Genomic DNA, 17,119 nt, shown 5'->3' on the forward strand with positions numbered 1-17,119 from the left:
TCCAATACTAATTTGTTTTAGTTTTAGATAAATTAACTCTTGAACCTATTATGAAGAAAACTTTACTTGCCATTGCGCTGGTATTTTCTGCAACAACTCTGTTTGCACAGCAAACCACCTACCCTGTTAACGGCTCTTTTGATACCAGACCAGGTATGTTTGCCTTTACAAATGCAACAATTGTAGTAAATTCCAGTCAAACCCTACCCAATGCGACTTTATTAGTCAAAGGACAGTTCATACAAGCTGTCGGTTCAGGGTTATCCGTACCTAAAGGTTATGTGATTATCGACCTGAAAGGAAAGTTCATCTATCCTTCATTAATTGACGCTTTTTCAAGTTATGGCTTACCGGAAACTACAGTTCAGCCACGTGGCAGCCGTCAATCTGTTTTTATATCCACCAAAAAAGGCGCATATGGCTGGAATGAAGCAATCCGACCTGAAACCTATGTGAAAAACATTTTCTCTGCAGACAGCAAAAAAGCAGATGAACTGCGAAAAGCTGGTTTTGGAAGTGTAAACGTTATCAGCCGTGATGGCATTGCCCGCGGAATTTCTGCCGCAGTAACGTTGAATGAAAGTACTGATAATAACCTTTTTCTGAAAGACCAGACCGCAGCAAATTACTCCTTTAACAAAGGTACTTCGGCTAATGACTATCCCACCTCATTGATGGGTTCTATTGCTTTATTGCGCCAGACTTATTATGATTCACAATGGTACGGCAGGCAAAAAGATGAATACAATATCTCTTTGGAAGAATTCGCTAAACAGCAAACTATTCCCCAATTTTTTGAAGCGGATGGATGGGCTAATATTCTTCGTGCTGATAAAATCGGTAAAGAATTTGGCAAACAATATATCATCAAGTCTAATGGTGAGGAATATCAGCGTATTAACGAAGTTAAAGCTACGGGCGCAAGTCTGATCATTCCTTTAACTTTCCCTAAAGCATATGATGTAGAAGATCCTGCTGAAGCAAGAAACATTACCCTGGCACAGATGAAAGCATGGGAAATGGCCCCTGCAAATGCTGCTGCTTTAGAAAAAGCAGGAATAAGATTTGCATTGACCGCTTTTGGTTTAGAACATAGCCGTGATTTCTGGACAAATATCCGCCTGGCCATTGAAAATGGACTGACTGAAAAACAGGCTTTACAATCAGTAACTGAAATTCCAGCCGCCATATTGGGTATTAGCGATAAAGTCGGCTCACTGGAAAAAGGAAAAATTGCAAACTTTCTTATTTCATCCGACAACCTGTTTAAAAATGGAAATATCATCTTCGAGAACTGGGTGCAGGGCAAACGTTTTATCGTTAATAAAATAGATGTTGCTGATCTGCGTGGTATTTATAATTTAAATATCGACGGTATAAACCCCTTAACTTTAAAGATTACAGGGGCATCAGGAGGTTCGGTTGCTGCAATTGAAAGAACGGGTATTGACAGTGTTAAAACGACTGCTGCTTTTACAAGAAATGGAGATTGGGTAAGCATCAGTTTCAATTTAAAGAAAAGCCCTGAGGGAAATATCCGTTTAAGCGGATACTTAACAACTTCCAGTCCATTATTAATCAAAGGAGAAGCAGCAATGCCAGATGGCCTGTCAGGAAAATTCAGCGCCACGTATAAAGAAGCTGCTAAAGAAACACCGAAAAAAGAAGAGCCTAAAACCAGTTTGGCAATGGGTCCTTTAATTTATCCCTTTGGTGCTTTTGGAAATGCAGCAATACCAAAACAGGAAAATGTGCTGATCAAAAATGCAACCGTCTGGACTAATGAAAAAGAAGGCATACTGGAAAATGCAGATGTCTGGTTAGAAAATGGAAAAATCAAAGCCGTAGGTAAAAACCTTGCTGCCGGAAATGCCAGGATAATTGATGCAACAGGCAAACATGTAACAGCAGGTATTATTGATGAACATTCTCATATAGCGGGTTCTGGAGGCATTAATGAAGGTGCGCAGTCCGTTTCTGCAGAAGTTCGTATTGCTGATATTATCAATTCGGAAGATGTCAATATTTATCGCCAGCTGGCCGGTGGTGTAACCACTTCTCATATTTTACATGGTTCGGCAAACCCAATTGGCGGTCAGTCTCAGCTGATCAAATTACGCTGGGGTAAAGCACCCGAAGAATTGAAGTTTGCAGGTGCTGATGGCTTCATCAAATTTGCTTTGGGAGAGAATGTGAAACAAAGTAATTTTGGTTCTGGAGCCCGTTTTCCGGTAACACGTATGGGCGTGGAACAAACATTTGCAGATGAATTTACCCGCGCAAAAGAATATGAAAAAACAACTGCGGTAAAGGGAAATAACGTTCGCCGGGATTTAGAACTGGATGCGATTGTAGAAATTTTAAAGAATAAACGTTTCATCACCTGTCATTCTTATGTGCAGAGCGAAATTAATATGCTGATCCATGTTGCTGATAGTCTTGGCTTTAAAATCAATACGTTCACTCATATTCTGGAAGGCTATAAAGTTGCCGATAAGATGAAGGCTCATGGCATTGCTGGTTCAACCTTCTCAGATTGGTGGGCTTACAAAAATGAAGTCGCAGAAGCTATTCCTTATAACGGAAAGATTATGCATAACGTAGGGATTACAACAGCTTTCAACTCTGACGACGCAGAAATGGCCCGTCACTTAAATCAGGAAGCTGGTAAAGCAGTTTTATATGGAAATGTGCCGGAAGAGGATGCCTGGAAATTCGTGACGCTGAACCCGGCAAAAATGCTTCATATCGCTGATAAAGTGGGTAGTTTAAAAGCCGGTAAAGATGCTGATGTGGTGATCTGGTCTGCAGACCCGCTTTCGATTTATGCCAAAGCAGAAAAAACTTTTGTAGATGGTGTGCCTTATTGGGATATCGATAAAGATGCACAGCTGATCAAAAGCCAGCAAACAGAAAAAGCCCGTTTAATTCAAAAAATGTTAGACAGTAAAACCAGTGGTTCCAGTACACAGCGCCCGCTTGGAAATGCCCCGCGTCTTTACAATTGTGAAACTTTAGAAGATTATTCAGCAGAATTAAATGAATCAGAACATGTACACTAATATGAAAACATATCTACTGACCCTGGCTCTATCAACAGCTGGCCTGGTTTCTTTTGCACAGGCTAATATATCGCCTGCAAAAAAACAAAGTAAAACTATAGCCGTTACAGGAGCAACCATACATGTCGGAAACGGATTGGTCATTGAAAACGGGACTCTCCTTTTTGGAAATGGCAAGATTATATCGGTCATAGCTGATGGACAGGTTCCTCAGGATGATGTGATGAGAATTAATGCCAGCGGAAAACATATTTATCCGGGATTTATTGCTGTCACAACTAATTTGGGGTTAACAGAGATTGAAGCTGTAAAAGCGACGCTTGATTTCTCAGAGATTGGAGACTATAATTCGCATATCCGTTCGATTGTTGCCTATAATGCGGATTCAAAAGTACCTGCAACTTTGCGCAGCAATGGTATCCTTCTGGCACAGACAACCCCGCAAGGCGGAATAATTTCAGGCAGTTCTTCTCTGGTACAATTAGATGCATGGAACTGGGAAGATGCAGCAATTAAAATAGATGATGCGATGCATATGAGCTGGCCAACTACCCCCCGTTTCAGAGGTTTTGCCAGGAGTCAAACCTCAGCAGAAACACTGGCAGAACGTACACAAGCAACAATCAATCAGCTGACTTCCTTCTTTGCAGAGGCTAAAGCTTATGCAGAAATGGGTAAACCTGAGGTGATCAATACAAGGTTCGAAGCTATGAAGCCTGTTTTTACAGGTAAAGAAAAACTGTTTATAGCAGCCGATAAACAAAAGGATATTGTTGCAGCGGTTAATTTTGCAAAGAAATTTAGTATTACACCTGTCATTACCGGGGCTGATGAGGCTTATTTAACTATCCCCTTTTTAAAAGAGAATAACATCACTGTAGTGGTCAAACAACCGCATGCTTTACCCGATAACAATGATGATGATGTGAATATGCCCTATAAGAATGCTGCTGTTCTGGCTAATGCAGGTTTAAATGTGGTATTAAGTATCGATGGCTACTGGCAACAGCGCAATTTACCTTTCATGGCAGGCACAGTGACTGCCTGGGGACTGGATAAAGAAAAAGCATTGTCAACTATTACATTGAATGCAGCAAAAGCTATGGGTGCAGATCAGACTACCGGTAGTATAGAAGCAGGAAAAGATGCTACATTCTTTATTTCAGCAGGTGATGCTTTGGATATGAAAACGAATAAAGTTGAACAGGCTTTTATCCAGGGAAGAGCCATTAACCTTGATAACCTCCACAAGCAACTGGATAAAAAATTCAGTGATAAATATGCCGCTGAAAAGAAATAGTTCACAGCATATATCCTGAATATTTCATATTTCTTCTAAAAAATGCCGCCTGTTAGGGCGGCATTTTTTGTTTATTTTGAATTTATCTAAATAATTTTCTACGCTATCCAGCCCCCAATTTCAATTTCACGTAGAGTATATCAAGATTCGCGTAATAAACTTAAAAGTTAATTACAATGCACTAATTTTGACAAATAAAATAAAATCAATTAATCAAGAGTATCAATTTATTAAACATGTCATTATATCTGCACTTTATAACTGGTTACTATGCTAAAAAGTAACTATATTTTTATTATACCGAACTATCTGTTTATTTCTCTATTTACTATCAGCCTTCTGGCCTGCAAAAAAGATACGCCGGTAAACCAAGTTCCGGTTTCACCTGCAGAGGTCATTGTAAAAAAGAATTATAGTGATTATGAATTCCAGAATATGGCTGCAAAGTCAGGATATTATATTATAGATACGATTTGGAATAAAGATAAAATCTCAGACATTGTCATCAGAAAAAACTTCGAAAATGAGTTCTTATACCCTATCAACGGTGATTATAACGCCCTTTATCTGGGTTCACCAATTGATGGAAAATACTTTATGGAAAATAAAGGGGTATTTAAATCCTATACCAGGTATACAAGAAACCCACTCCGGTTAGTAACCACAAATGCTTATAATTTTAATGCCCCGAATTTCAGATTGGATGTACCAGTAAATAATCTGGCAGGGATGGATAGCCTTGTCCGTGAATATTTGAAGGGGGCGAAACCCAGTCTGTTTGGTTTTTCCCGTTATGAGTATTATCATTTTTCTAACTATAACGAGTTAAAATTATTATTTGGAGAAAATTCAGACATCCGCAATCTGTTTAAAATTAGCAGCAATACCGATTTGGAAAAAGTAGAAAATGGATTAGTTTACTATAACAGAAAAGAAACATTCTCTTTAAGAATGGCCGACACAGAGAAAGATTTTTTTAAACAGCCATATAGCCTTGATGTGCTTAAAAATGAAGAAAGCGGTTTTATTGACAAGGTTACTTATGGTAAAATCTCTATCATGACTATTGACGCTAAGCTGGATTGGCGGGAAATAAGTAAAATCATTCAGAATGTTACCGGAAATCTGCCGGTTTCTGACAGTGACCTTAAAAAATTAAGTACTGCAAAAGTATATACCTATCTCAGGGGATATAGTGCCGTAGAACAAACTAAACTTAACAATAATCTGGGTAATGTACTGGAAACTATTAAGACTTTTTCAGCGATTACCAGCCCTCCTTCAAATTTTGTCAATAGTGGAACATTCAGTTATGAAGACTGTGGAGTCCCTATAGCATTCGAATTAAGAAATACTTATTCAAGTGACAAATTTCTAAAGAATTTCAATTACCCAAAAACCATAAATTTCAATTAAAATGAAGAAAGTACATCTACTCTCTATTCTAGCAATCGGACTAACAGTGTCCTGTAAGAAGGAAGCAAAAATTGCTTCACCTGATCAAAACGAACAATCAAAAGACGGACAGTTAAGCGTTTTCCAGGACAGAAAAATTATCGCAAACCCTATCGTTGAGATTGGAAAAGGTTCAATCCTTAATTTCAACCAATTAATTAATGGCCAGAAAACCAGTGGCGGAATTGTGAGAGACAGCACCTGGTCAAACGGTGGCGGAAAAACACTTTTTGTGGAAACCGACGATGTTATGGTTTCAAACGAGAACGCGGATCTTGCCTACCCTGGTGCAATTTTCAATAGTAAATCTATTGTAAATGGTTATTTATTTAACCCGCTAAGTGTAAGGGATTATGATGCCCTGCCAATACGTGCAAGTCTTTCCATTCCCGGAACTAACGTTGGCGGTGTCATCGAGAGCCCTGATATTGTAAGTACCCGTGATTTTATTGGCCAGGTAGTAGCAAGACAAGGAACTGTTCCTCAGATCAATAGCTTCTCTTATACTTCAAGTGAATTTACGGATTATAATGAACTTAAATACACATTTGGTGCAAACGTAGATATCGGTAAAATAGTAAGTATCGGTGTTAATGGTGGTGGAACTAAAATTAAAGCGCGTACAGGGGTTATTGCCAAATTTGTTCAGGAAAACTTTACTGTTGATATGTCACTGCCTAAAAAAACCGAACTAATCAGCCCTGCTGATGCTAATGCAGTAATGGATGAATATGCACCAGTGTATGTTAACTCTGTTACTTATGGAAGATTCGGGATGTTTATGGCCGAAACTGATGCTTCATACCAGGATTTCAATGTGGCTTTTAAGGCAGGCTTAAACATTGGTATCGTAAAATCTGATGTTAACGTAACCAGCGCTCAGAAAGCATTACTGGATAAAGCTAAAATCACTATTTACATGAAATTTGGCCCGGGCCAGGCTTATACAGCAACAGTAACGGGTTATGAGGCATTCAAAAATGCAATATTGGCTGGTGCTTCGGTAACAAGCGAAAGTTATGGCGGACCAATTTCATTCAGAATGAGAAATCTGAAGAACTTCGCTTTGTTTAAAACGATCTTCAAAATTAACCTTGCCAAATAATTAAAGAATAGCAATCATGGATGTTACTCAATTAAGAAAAACAAGGATCATTTTGTTAAGTGTTTGTTCATTACTGATGATGAGTATTTACGGATGCAAAAAAAACGAATCTCTGACAGCTGGCCAGAGTTCAGTGAATCAAGAGTCAGGAAAGCGTCAAATCCAAAGCCTGGTCGAGTCATCTGATTTCACGGTAATGGATAACAATGCTGACATCGTTTATCTGGGCAACATACTTTCAGGAAAATTGCTGACTGATTCAGCTCAATTCTGGGGTCTGAGTGGCTATCAGAAATTACCAATCAGAATCAGCTGTTCATTTCCAGGACAAAATGTTGGAGATGTGATTAATATCCCAAGAATGTCTTCTTTCAGACAGACTTTGCAAAACATTTTAAGGAGAAACAATTTCCAGAATACACAGATTGGGGCATTTTCCTATACTTACAGACCATTCTATGATTATGATGAGTTAAGAAAGGAATTTGGTTATAATTTAAGTGTAAGAGGACTATTTTCTTCTTCTTCCTCTAGTTTAAATCATAGCGTAACTACCATCAAGAAAAGATTTGGTTTTGTAGCTAGTTTTGAACTTGAAAACTTTACTGTTGATACACCATTACCTAAAAAAACTGAATTAATCGGGGAAACTGAACTCGCAGCTCTGATAGCAGGAGGCCAGGACCCTGTGTATATCAATTCAATTTCATATGGTCAGAGAGGTATTTTATCTGTAGAAACAGATCTCAATATGGAAGAAACAAATAAAGCTTTTACGAAGGTAACGAATAAGATTTTCAAGAAAACTACTGAAACACTTACCGAATATGAAAAACATCTGATCCAGCAGTCTACCATAACTCTATTTTTAGTTGGCGGACCAAATTCAGGGAGTCCGATGTCTATAGACGGATACAATTCATTTATTACCTATGTAACTTCTTTAGGGGATTTTTCTGCCGACAATCCCGGTTATCCTATCAGTTTCAGATTAAGAAGATTAAGTGATTACTCGCTGTTTAAGCTTAATGTAAACCTACCTAACTAATCGTAATAAAAACACGGTTTTTAATTCTTCATAACAGCTTCCTGTAAAAAGGAAGCTGTTATTCATATCTGGTTCCAAAACCTATTAATCCATTTAGTCCTATGAAATTACGCTATACCCTATTTTTAGTCATCATTGTCTTTTCTTCTTGCAAGAAACAGGCAATAAATATCAAAAGTGCCGGCCAAAATACTGAATTAAAATCTCCGGAAGGAGGCAATGTCAGTATTAACAGCGGCTCACTAAATGCGTTCCACAGCTGGATTCAGGAAGGATCATTCATCAAATCCAGGATAAACTCCGGAAAAACAAGTGGTGTGGAATTCCCAGACAGATTAATGGACATTGGTTCATGGAATGACAGAACAATCGGAGCAGTCCATATCAGAAAAGACAGTATGTGGCTTGGCGATTTTGCCGGAAGATCTTTTATTGGTTATGCTGATGAATTTACAATGCTACCTGAATGGCTGGGACAAAAGGACAATTTTTACCTGGGTAACCTGATTAAGGGAAATACGATCTCCAGTCTTGACATGACCCCATTATCAGAAAGACTGGGACAGTATGAATCCAGACCGATCAGTGCTTCTGTTTCTTTACCAGGAAAAACGGTGTCTGGAATCTTTAACCCCAATGAACTCTCGGCCTCACAATTCTACAGTAAATTACTACAGGATAATGGAATGCCAAATACTCAAAATGCAGCTTATAGCTATAGTCTTCAGGAGTTTACCTATTATGATGAACTTAGAACTGTTTTTGGTTCTAATGTAAAAGTAAGCGCATTGTTTTATGGTTCAGGTTCTACAAGTACCAACGGGGTGCTTAGAATAGCCAAAAAATCAGGTCTTGTGGCCAAATTTATACAGAAAAACTTTTCGCTGGACATGGACGTTCCTGAACAAGGTGAATTGTATGCCAATCTTGATCTGAATGCTGTGGACGGTTACTGGCCAGCTTATATCAGCAACATTACTTATGGATCTACAGGTATACTGGTCATTGAAAGTGATGAAAATCAGGATGTAGTGAACAGTACCTATAAGAAAGCATTTAATGTACTGGGCGGATTGGTTTCAGGAACATCATCTCTGACTTCTTCTGAAACAGCGACCATCAATAACTCGATGATGAAAATATATTTTATTGGTCCGAATGGTGCTGAAGCCGTTAAACAGATTTTTTCTATTGATGAATTAGTAGGATTTATTAAAAAAGGTTCTTCTTTCTCTGCACAAACTCCGGGAGTACCTATCTCCTTTAAAATGAAATCTTTGAAAGACAATAAAATAATCAATAATAATTTCAGGATTGATGCCCCGGTTGAAAAAATCTATGTAAAACTGACCAGAACGACTGAAGGAAATAAGTATAGGGCTTATCTGAATTTTTATGCAGATCCGCAGGCAACTTTACCGATTATAGCACCAGCGAGAATAACTTTCAGTCTGAACAATTTTAGAATGGTTCGAGAAGGTTCGCATAGAGACGGCTTTTCAATGGTAAGAGAAGGTGATGCATGGCGTATTAACAATACTGCGCACTTAACCAGAATAGATGCGAATTACCAGGGTGATCCTCCAATAAGGTATGGTAGCTCTGATTCATCTTATGTAGTAATACTTCCTTAATAATGAACTCATTTAATCCTATTGGTTTGAAGCATTTTGTAGTCTTTTTTATATTGCTGGCCTTTGCCAGCTGCAAAAAATCTGAGTCTTTAACTATTGAAAAGGAAAACCCTGGCGATTTACTCGTCAGGGATTCTGTTTTTTCTTATGCAAAGGAAGTTTACTTCTGGAATGATAAATTACCTTCTTATCAGGCTTTCAACCCCAGAGGTTACATTACGCTTGATCAGGAATTGTTTGATATCAGCCAGTATGCAATAAATCCTGAAACACAAAAGCCTTTTGAGTATAATCCTCAGAATCCGAAAGCTTCTAAATACTCGGCGATAGTTGTCAACGATAATGCAGCTGAAAATAAAGTCCCTGATGGCAGCCTGAATGCAGGTTTCGGTTTAACGTTTGTTTCTGTTCAGGAAGATGATATCCGGATAGAATATGTTATTTCAGGTTCACCGGCTGCGAAAGCAGGACTGCAGCGAGGAATGAAGGTTGTTAAATTCAACAATACCCCTGTTGAGACTAAAACCCTTTTTTACAAATATCTTAATTCTATCGTGAGCAGTGCTCAGATCAGTATAACTATTGAAAAATCAGCACTACAACCAGAAAAAACTTTTACGTTGCAAAAACAGCAATTTGTTGCTGAGCCGATAACCAAGGACACTATATTCAATTATAATGGTGTAAAAACCGGTTATCTTTCCTATCTAAGATTTAGCAGTCCAAACGGACAGGATAAACAACTTGACGAGGTATTTTCCCGTTTTGCGAACGAAAATATTACCGAATTGATTGTTGATTTACGCTATAATCCTGGTGGATATATTTCAACTGCTGATTATTTTGCTAACCTGATTATTCCGTCTGCTTTTGATAAACAGGTGATGCGTAAAGAGAGGTACAATGCAGTGATGCAGAGCAATGCAGCTAAACTATTGAAAAATCAGCTCTTAACTGATGATAACGGACGCCCTTTGTTCTATATAGATAACCGCCCGGCAACTATGGCCGATGGTGATTATTCTCTGAATTCAAACACCTATAACTTTGATAAAACGGCAGGAATAAGCTCTTTGAAAAGAGTTATTTTCATCGTAAGTTCCCAGACTGCTTCTGCAAGTGAATTATTGATTAACTGTCTCAGACCCTACCTTGATGTCAAACTTGTTGGAGTTTCAACCAGTGGTAGTCAGCAGGTTAAAACATATGGTAAACCCGTTGGGTTCTTTGGCCTTAAAATAGGTAGAAACACGGTTTACTATTCCATGTTTCAAAACTTAAATGCCAGAGATGAGGGGAATTATTTTGATGGAATGCATACAGACCTGACTACAGATGATGATGCCAGATTTAATTTCGGTGATACCAATGAACCGGGGTTGAAAGCTTCTTTAGGACTAATTTTCCCATCTAAATTTGCCAGACAAGAATCATTCAGAAAAGAGGCTGGGGCAGATTTCAACAGTGTTGAATTCAAAGCTGATTTAGCTATTCCGACAGGATTAATCAAAGAGAGATCTCATATCAGAATAAAGAAATTTTAAAAGAACAGGCTGGTTACTGATCCTCTGATAATTCAGAATGATAAATAACCAGTAATTTTTTTCAGAAAGGTACTTAGGCACCTTTCTGAAAAATTATTATTTCAATACCATTAAAGTATCTTTCAATACTAATTCTTTACTTGAAGAACCAATCATTATTCTGAAATTACCTGGTTCTATAACAGTTTTCATCTCTGCATTCAGCATTTCTAACATTTGAGGCGTAATCTCAAAAGAGACCTGTTTAATCTCTCCTGCTTTTAAGTGAACGCGTTTAAAACCTTTCAATTCCAATACAGGCCTGGCAACACTGCTCAGCAAATCACGGATATACAACTGCACCACTTCATCACCAGCATATCTTCCAATATTACTTAAAGTAAAACTTGCAGTAACAGCCTCTTTTCCTGAAATCTCTTTTTTGGTTATTTTCAAGTCTTTATAGTCAAATTTCGTATAACTCAAACCATATCCAAAAGGAAAAAGAGGTTCCCCGCTCAGGTTATTATAATCATCGCCCCTGCCAGTTGGTTTATGATTGTATACCAGCGGCAACTGTGATTCATGAACAGGATAAGTAACAGGTAAACGGCCCGCAGGGTTGTAATCACCAAATAGTGTTTCTGCAACCGCATTTCCGCCTTCTTCTCCTGGATACCAGATATTCAGAACCGCAGCAGCGTCTGTTAACCAATTGTCCATCGTAATTGCACTGCCGCCAACCAATAAGACCACTACCGGTTTTCCCGATTTTTCCATCGCCCGGATAAGCTGTTCCTGGTTTCCCGGTAAATTCAACATGGCACGATCTTGAAATTCACCCTCTTTTATTCCTGCAGTTACGACAATTACATCCGCATTTGCGGCTAGTTTAATTGCTTCATTTAATTCCTTGTCCCGATTATCTGATACTCCATAGTTCCAGATCAGTTTAATATGTGCGTTGCCTCTGGGTTCTTTAAATTCTATGCGAACAGGATATGTTTTGTCCTGTTCAAAATCAAAAGATACTAATTCGGTATGATATGATATTTTTTCCCATTTGTCAATTAATAGTTTTTCACCCAGATAAAGACGGTAACCGTCATTCCCTTCCAGACCAACCTGATAAGTCCCGGATTTTGGTGCTTTAAGCCCTCCTGTCCACCTTATTGCGTACTGATCTTTAGCCAGACGCTTATCAGGAGAGGAAAGTGTCCACATAAAATCTACATTTTTATCTATTCTGCTAAATACCGGCCGACCACTTAAAGTAAGGTTATCAAAATAAGCAGCAAAAAGACCATGAGCAGTATCTGCTTTTAAAAACTGCTGCGCAATAGGTATATATGAAACAGGATTGCGGCTGCTCCCCTTGCTATACGTTACCTTAATTTGTTCACCTGCCCGTTTCTTTAACCCTTCTACGATATTAATCTTCCCATTACCAGTTCCGCTATAGCCGCCTAAACGAGCCTCCACTGCATCTTCTCCAACAACAAGTATATGTTTGATGTTTTTTAGTGGTAAAATTGATTGCTCATTTTTCAGCAGTACAAATGATTCAAGAGCTGCCTGTTTGGCAATAGCCTTATGACTTTGATCATTTAATGCTTTTTGCGCCTCCTGCTCAGATACATAAGGATTTTCAAAAAGCCCCAGTTCAAACTTTGCTCTTAAAACCCTGGAAACAGCATCATCTATCCGCTTTTGCGAAATCGATCCATCTAAAAATGGGGTAATAAACAATTTATAATGTTCGTATTCAGTCTGAAAGATGACATCCAGCCCGGCAGTAATTGCTTGCCTGGTTGCATCAGCATAACCACTGGAAGTATAATGTAATACATTTGCGCCGCCAACTGCCCCGGCATCAGAGATCACAAAACCTTTAAAACCCCATTCTGTTTTCAGCTTCTGAGTAAGCAGATAGTTGTTAGAAGTTGCAGGAACACCATTTAACGAATTATAAGCAGTCATCAGCGAGCGGCTTTTCCCCTGTTGTATAGTCGCTTTAAAAGGAGGAAAATAGAGTTCTTCCAGCAAACGTTCATCATAGTGAACAGGGTAACTATCCCTGCCGCCATCACCAACATTGGCTACAAAATGTTTGGGCGTTGTGATGATATTCTGTTTTTCAAATGCACTTACAAAAGCCAGCCCCATTGCAGAAGAAAGAAAGGGGTCTTCACCATAGGTTTCTTCTGTACGTCCCCAACGTACATCAGAGGCTATATTGACTACTGGAGTTAAAATATCTCTGATCCCTCTTAACCTGGTTTCCTGAGCAATTGTACCTGCTACCTGCCCCATCATAGCTGTATTAAAACTAGCCGCCAGACCAATAGACTGTGGAAAAGCTGTAGCTCCTTGTCTGACTAAACCATGCAACGCTTCATCAAACGCAATGACAGGAATTCCTAAACGGGTCTCTTTAACAAAATAACGCTGTATCGCGTTTATCTTTTTTGCCAGTGTATATGCATTTTCCTGTGTATTATAACTCAGCATTTGCCCGGCGCCACCGCCACCCTGCGAAACAGCACTCACCTGTAAACCAAAAATACCGTTTTTGTAGCGGTTTTTATCTACGCCATCCAGATCACCGGGGATCATAAACATCTGCCAGAATTTCTCTTCAGGGGTCATTCGGGATAATAAATCCGCTACTCTTTTTTCAATTGGTATCTTTGGATTTTTATACAGCGGAACTTTTTTCTTAACTACGCTGATACTATCATTTGCAATTGCCACATTGCTCAGCAGAACCAGCAACAGCATAATTTTAGTAATTATATATTTCATCAGTCACATTTTATTTTGTATAACATAAAGCTTGTAAAACACTAATTAGCAGGAGTAAATGCAAAAGACAGAGCAGGCTCTGCCCCCACCAGCCCAACAGGTAAGGTTACTATGGTCTTTCCATTTGAACTGCTCCATTTTAGTTTTTTACCATTAGCTACCATAGTCAGTGCCGTTCCCTTTTCAGGTACATTACCAGTCCAGCTGATTGTTCCGGCGGTGTTTTCACCAACGTTTCTGCAATAGATTGCATAGCGGGTTTTTCCGTCTTTACTTTGTGTAAACCAGGTCTGCCCGCTATGATAGTTTTTAGTAATTCTTGTATTGTAAATCGCCTTACCATTTTTTGAGGTCCATTGACCAATATCATTTAATCTGGTAACAACTTCAATAGGTAAAGTCCCATCTGCAGCAGGCCCTACTCCTAAAAGTAAACTTCCACCCTTAGCTACGATTTCCACTAATTTATGAATGACTTCGCCAGCTGGTTTATATTGATCTTTATTCACAAAACCCCATGCACCCCCCAGGGTCATACAACTTTCCCAGGGATGATCTAACTGATGATCTGGTATCTTTTGTTCCGGGGTTTGATAGTTTTCATAAGGGCCATGCACAGTTCTGTCCACCATTAATAAACCAGGCTGTGCTTTTCTGGCCATACCGGCAATTTTAGGCATATCAATATCCTGGCTCCATTTTGGGATATTGGCACCCCAGGAAAGTACTTCTTCGTTGACCGTTTCCAAAGGTCTTACCCAGCCCCCATCCAGCCATAAGATATCAATCCCTCCATAATTTGTCATCAGCTCCTGAATCTGGTTAAAAGTAAAATCTTTAAATTTATTCCATCTCCAGGGGTTCTTTTTGATATCATAATTATTATTGCGGTCGGGAGTAGCATATTTTGACCACCAGTAATACGGGGAGTGCCAGTCTGGTTTAGAAAAATAGGCACCGATCATAAAACCTTCTTTTCTGAAAGCATCAAAAACATATTTGGCAACATCTGCCTTTGGGTTACTCGCAAAAGGGCCTTTGGCAATACTGAAATCAGATTCTTTTGTATCAAACATGGCAAAGCCATCATGGTGTTTGGTGGTAAACACCAGGTATTTCATCCCTGCACTTTTACCAGCCCTGGCCCATTGTTCAGGATTGAATTTTACCGGATTAAAACTATTGCTTAAACCCCAGTACCACTTTTTATAATCGTCATAAGTCTTTGTACTATCACGGTCTATCCAATCTTCAGAACAGATAGACCAGGATTCAATGATACCTGGTACAGCATATAAACCCCAGTGTACAATCATCCCAAATTTCTTATCCTGCCAGTTTTCCAGTTTCTGTTTGACCAGCGGATCAGAAGGCCATTCATAAACTGTTGATTGCTGATGAACCCCATTTTCCTGTGCCGTTAATTTTCCAAAAGCACTAACAAGCAAAGCCGCAATTATAATTCTTGTTTTCATGAGCATCTATTTTTTGAAATGGTTCATTTCCTGAATATAAAAATGTCCCGGCTAAAAAGATGTAACCGGGACTTATAGGTGTTAAAAATCAGCGCAACATTATTGTTGCCAGAATATTTTTGTTTTACGGGTATCCTTAGCCTGCACTGCCTGATAGTTGGCGGCATTTAATACTTTTTCTTGTGAAGGATAAATTAACCTGGTTGGAGGCGTATCAAAACCAGATAATTTACCAGCAGAAGGGAAAGTTAAGACAGGAAATCCTGTTCTTCTGTATTCAGACCAGGCTTCAGTAGATTGAAGAACACCTAAATGTACCCATTTCTGTGTATAGATATTAGCTAGTTTATTTGCCTGAGAGCCAGTATAAGCAGCCGATGACGAGCTTATCCATGCATCAATATCAGTTGCTAAAGGAGCTGGAGGATTAACATACCCACCACCTTTATTTAAATTATTCAGATAATAGTAGAAAGTAACAGACTGTCTTAAAGCGCTTTCATAAGCTGTCTGAGCACTTGCTGAACTTCCCCATCTTTCAAAAGCCTCAGCTTTCAGCAGGTTTACCTCAGAAGCAGTGATCACAATACCTGGTAATTTCTGATTATAAAGGAAAGTTGCTGAATCAAGTACAGCATAATCCGGGAAACTGGTCTCCTGATCTGATCCGCTCATCGTAACCGGCATTGCTTTGTAAGTCTTATTTGGTATAAATTTACCATTTACTGTTCTGCCATACTTATCATAGATTACCGGAATACGCGGGTCATTTGCAGGCACCATCACTGTATTCAACATATAATCTGTAGCATACCAGCTTCCTTCCATAAAGGCAGCACTTAAATCGCTCGTACTATTGGTTTGTGGCTGCAATAATACGTCAGATGAACCTGGATTATATAAAGCACTGTTCGCACCGTCTATCAGTGGGTAATTTGCCGAATTGCTTAGCATATCCATTACCGCAGTTCTTGCTGTTCCTTCATCTACTTTTGAAATACGCATTAGTAGTCTCAAACGTAATGAATTAGCATAACGGGCCCATAAATTCATGTCACCTCTAAGCAAAATATCAGCTTTGGCAAAATCTTTATTCGTAGAGTTTGCTTTAAAATAAGCCGCTACTGTTGCTAAATCACTGATAAAACCAGTGTATAATGCTTTTTGATCATCAAATTTAGGGTTCACAATTGTACTGTTTTTTTCCAGACTACCAGCTTCAGAATAAGGAATATCACCCCATAAATCTACCATTTTTGCAGCCTGTTCAATTAAAACAACTTTAGCAGCCTGCATCAGCGCACTCTGACTTGTTTTGTCTGCATCAGAAAGGGTGCTGAACTTTGTTTCCATAGAACGATATTGTGCCATAACCCCGCTTCCATTACCACCTGTGGCATAAAAGTCATCCCAATAATTTTGAGAATAACCATCGCTCTGCTGATACACTGAATTTGCATTTGGGAAATACGACGTTTGTGCATATACACCAGGCATCTGACATAAAAATGTACGTACGTTCCAATATTTGGCAGCAACCCTGTCATTATTTAACATGGCTGTAAAAAGTCCGGAAAGACTTGCATTGATTGATTTTTCCGGGTTATAGAATTTTTCATCAACAGCTTTTTTGCAACTCACCAATGATGTTACTGCAACTAAAACAAAGCTTATATTTATAATTAATTTTTTCATGTTATCTGGATTAATGC

At 38.8% G+C, this 17,119-nt stretch carries 10 protein-coding genes; 7 read left to right on the forward strand and 3 right to left on the reverse strand.

Going from position 1 to position 17,119, the window contains the following annotated elements; genetic code table 11:
* Positions 1-50 precede the first annotated feature (50 nt).
* The 7 genes from HDE68_RS14900 (at position 51) to HDE68_RS14930 (ending at position 11,148) form a co-directional block, all read left to right on the forward strand.
* Positions 51-3,062, forward strand: coding sequence for an amidohydrolase family protein (locus tag HDE68_RS14900; protein ID WP_183883005.1), 3,012 nt, complete (start codon positions 51-53; stop codon positions 3,060-3,062).
* A gap of 1 nt (position 3,063) precedes the next feature.
* The gene (locus HDE68_RS14905) at positions 3,064-4,362 is read left to right on the forward strand and encodes an amidohydrolase family protein (RefSeq protein WP_183883006.1); all 1,299 of its coding nucleotides are present in this window, start codon (positions 3,064-3,066) and stop codon (positions 4,360-4,362) included.
* 270 nt (positions 4,363-4,632) lie between these two features.
* Positions 4,633-5,778 (forward strand): hypothetical protein, encoded by a 1,146-nt coding sequence (locus HDE68_RS14910; protein WP_183883007.1) that lies wholly within the window; start codon positions 4,633-4,635, stop codon positions 5,776-5,778.
* A gap of 1 nt (position 5,779) precedes the next feature.
* Complete coding sequence (locus tag HDE68_RS14915) at positions 5,780-6,922, forward strand: thiol-activated cytolysin family protein (protein ID WP_183883008.1); 1,143 nt, start codon at positions 5,780-5,782, stop codon at positions 6,920-6,922.
* Between the two features lie 16 nt (positions 6,923-6,938).
* A complete protein-coding gene (locus HDE68_RS14920) occupies positions 6,939-7,970 on the forward strand; it encodes a thiol-activated cytolysin family protein (RefSeq protein ID WP_183883009.1) in 1,032 nt (343 codons plus the stop codon).
* A 101-nt stretch (positions 7,971-8,071) separates the two neighbouring features.
* Positions 8,072-9,604, forward strand: a complete 1,533-nt coding sequence (locus HDE68_RS14925; RefSeq protein WP_183883010.1) for a thiol-activated cytolysin family protein — start codon at positions 8,072-8,074, stop codon at positions 9,602-9,604.
* 2 nt (positions 9,605-9,606) lie between these two features.
* Entirely contained in the window at positions 9,607-11,148 is a 1,542-nt protein-coding gene (locus HDE68_RS14930; protein WP_183883011.1) for a S41 family peptidase, read from the forward strand.
* Positions 11,149-11,244: 96 nt separating this feature from the next.
* Here the strand turns inward: HDE68_RS14930 and HDE68_RS14935 are convergent, their stop codons facing one another.
* From HDE68_RS14935 to HDE68_RS14945, 3 genes are all read right to left on the reverse strand, one after another.
* Positions 11,245-13,932 carry a glycoside hydrolase family 3 protein gene (locus tag HDE68_RS14935; protein WP_183883012.1) on the reverse strand — a complete coding sequence of 896 codons (2,688 nt, stop codon included), beginning with the start codon at positions 13,930-13,932 and terminating at the stop codon, positions 11,245-11,247.
* Positions 13,933-13,973: 41 nt separating this feature from the next.
* A complete protein-coding gene (locus tag HDE68_RS14940) occupies positions 13,974-15,407 on the reverse strand; it encodes an alpha-L-fucosidase (protein ID WP_183883013.1) in 1,434 nt (477 codons plus the stop codon).
* A gap of 99 nt (positions 15,408-15,506) precedes the next feature.
* A complete protein-coding gene (locus tag HDE68_RS14945; RefSeq protein WP_183883014.1) occupies positions 15,507-17,102 on the reverse strand; it encodes a SusD/RagB family nutrient-binding outer membrane lipoprotein in 1,596 nt (531 codons plus the stop codon).
* Positions 17,103-17,119 lie beyond the last annotated feature (17 nt).

Origin of the sequence: Pedobacter cryoconitis, assembly GCF_014200605.1 — a bacterium.
Lineage (GTDB): Bacteria > Bacteroidota > Bacteroidia > Sphingobacteriales > Sphingobacteriaceae > Pedobacter > Pedobacter cryoconitis_B.

Bases quoted from the DNA above. Each gene is read 5' to 3' on its own strand.
- HDE68_RS14900 (WP_183883005.1), top strand. From the start codon at position 51: ATGAAGAAAACTTTACTTGCCATTGCGCTGGTATTTTCTGCAACAACT.
- HDE68_RS14905 (WP_183883006.1), top strand. From the start codon at position 3,064: ATGAAAACATATCTACTGACCCTGGCTCTATCAACAGCTGGCCTGGTT.
- HDE68_RS14910 (WP_183883007.1), top strand. From the start codon at position 4,633: ATGCTAAAAAGTAACTATATTTTTATTATACCGAACTATCTGTTTATT.
- HDE68_RS14915 (WP_183883008.1), top strand. From the start codon at position 5,780: ATGAAGAAAGTACATCTACTCTCTATTCTAGCAATCGGACTAACAGTG.
- HDE68_RS14920 (WP_183883009.1), top strand. From the start codon at position 6,939: ATGGATGTTACTCAATTAAGAAAAACAAGGATCATTTTGTTAAGTGTT.
- HDE68_RS14925 (WP_183883010.1), top strand. From the start codon at position 8,072: ATGAAATTACGCTATACCCTATTTTTAGTCATCATTGTCTTTTCTTCT.
- HDE68_RS14930 (WP_183883011.1), top strand. From the start codon at position 9,607: ATGAACTCATTTAATCCTATTGGTTTGAAGCATTTTGTAGTCTTTTTT.
- HDE68_RS14935 (WP_183883012.1), bottom strand. From the start codon at position 13,932: ATGAAATATATAATTACTAAAATTATGCTGTTGCTGGTTCTGCTGAGC.
- HDE68_RS14940 (WP_183883013.1), bottom strand. From the start codon at position 15,407: ATGAAAACAAGAATTATAATTGCGGCTTTGCTTGTTAGTGCTTTTGGA.
- HDE68_RS14945 (WP_183883014.1), bottom strand. From the start codon at position 17,102: ATGAAAAAATTAATTATAAATATAAGCTTTGTTTTAGTTGCAGTAACA.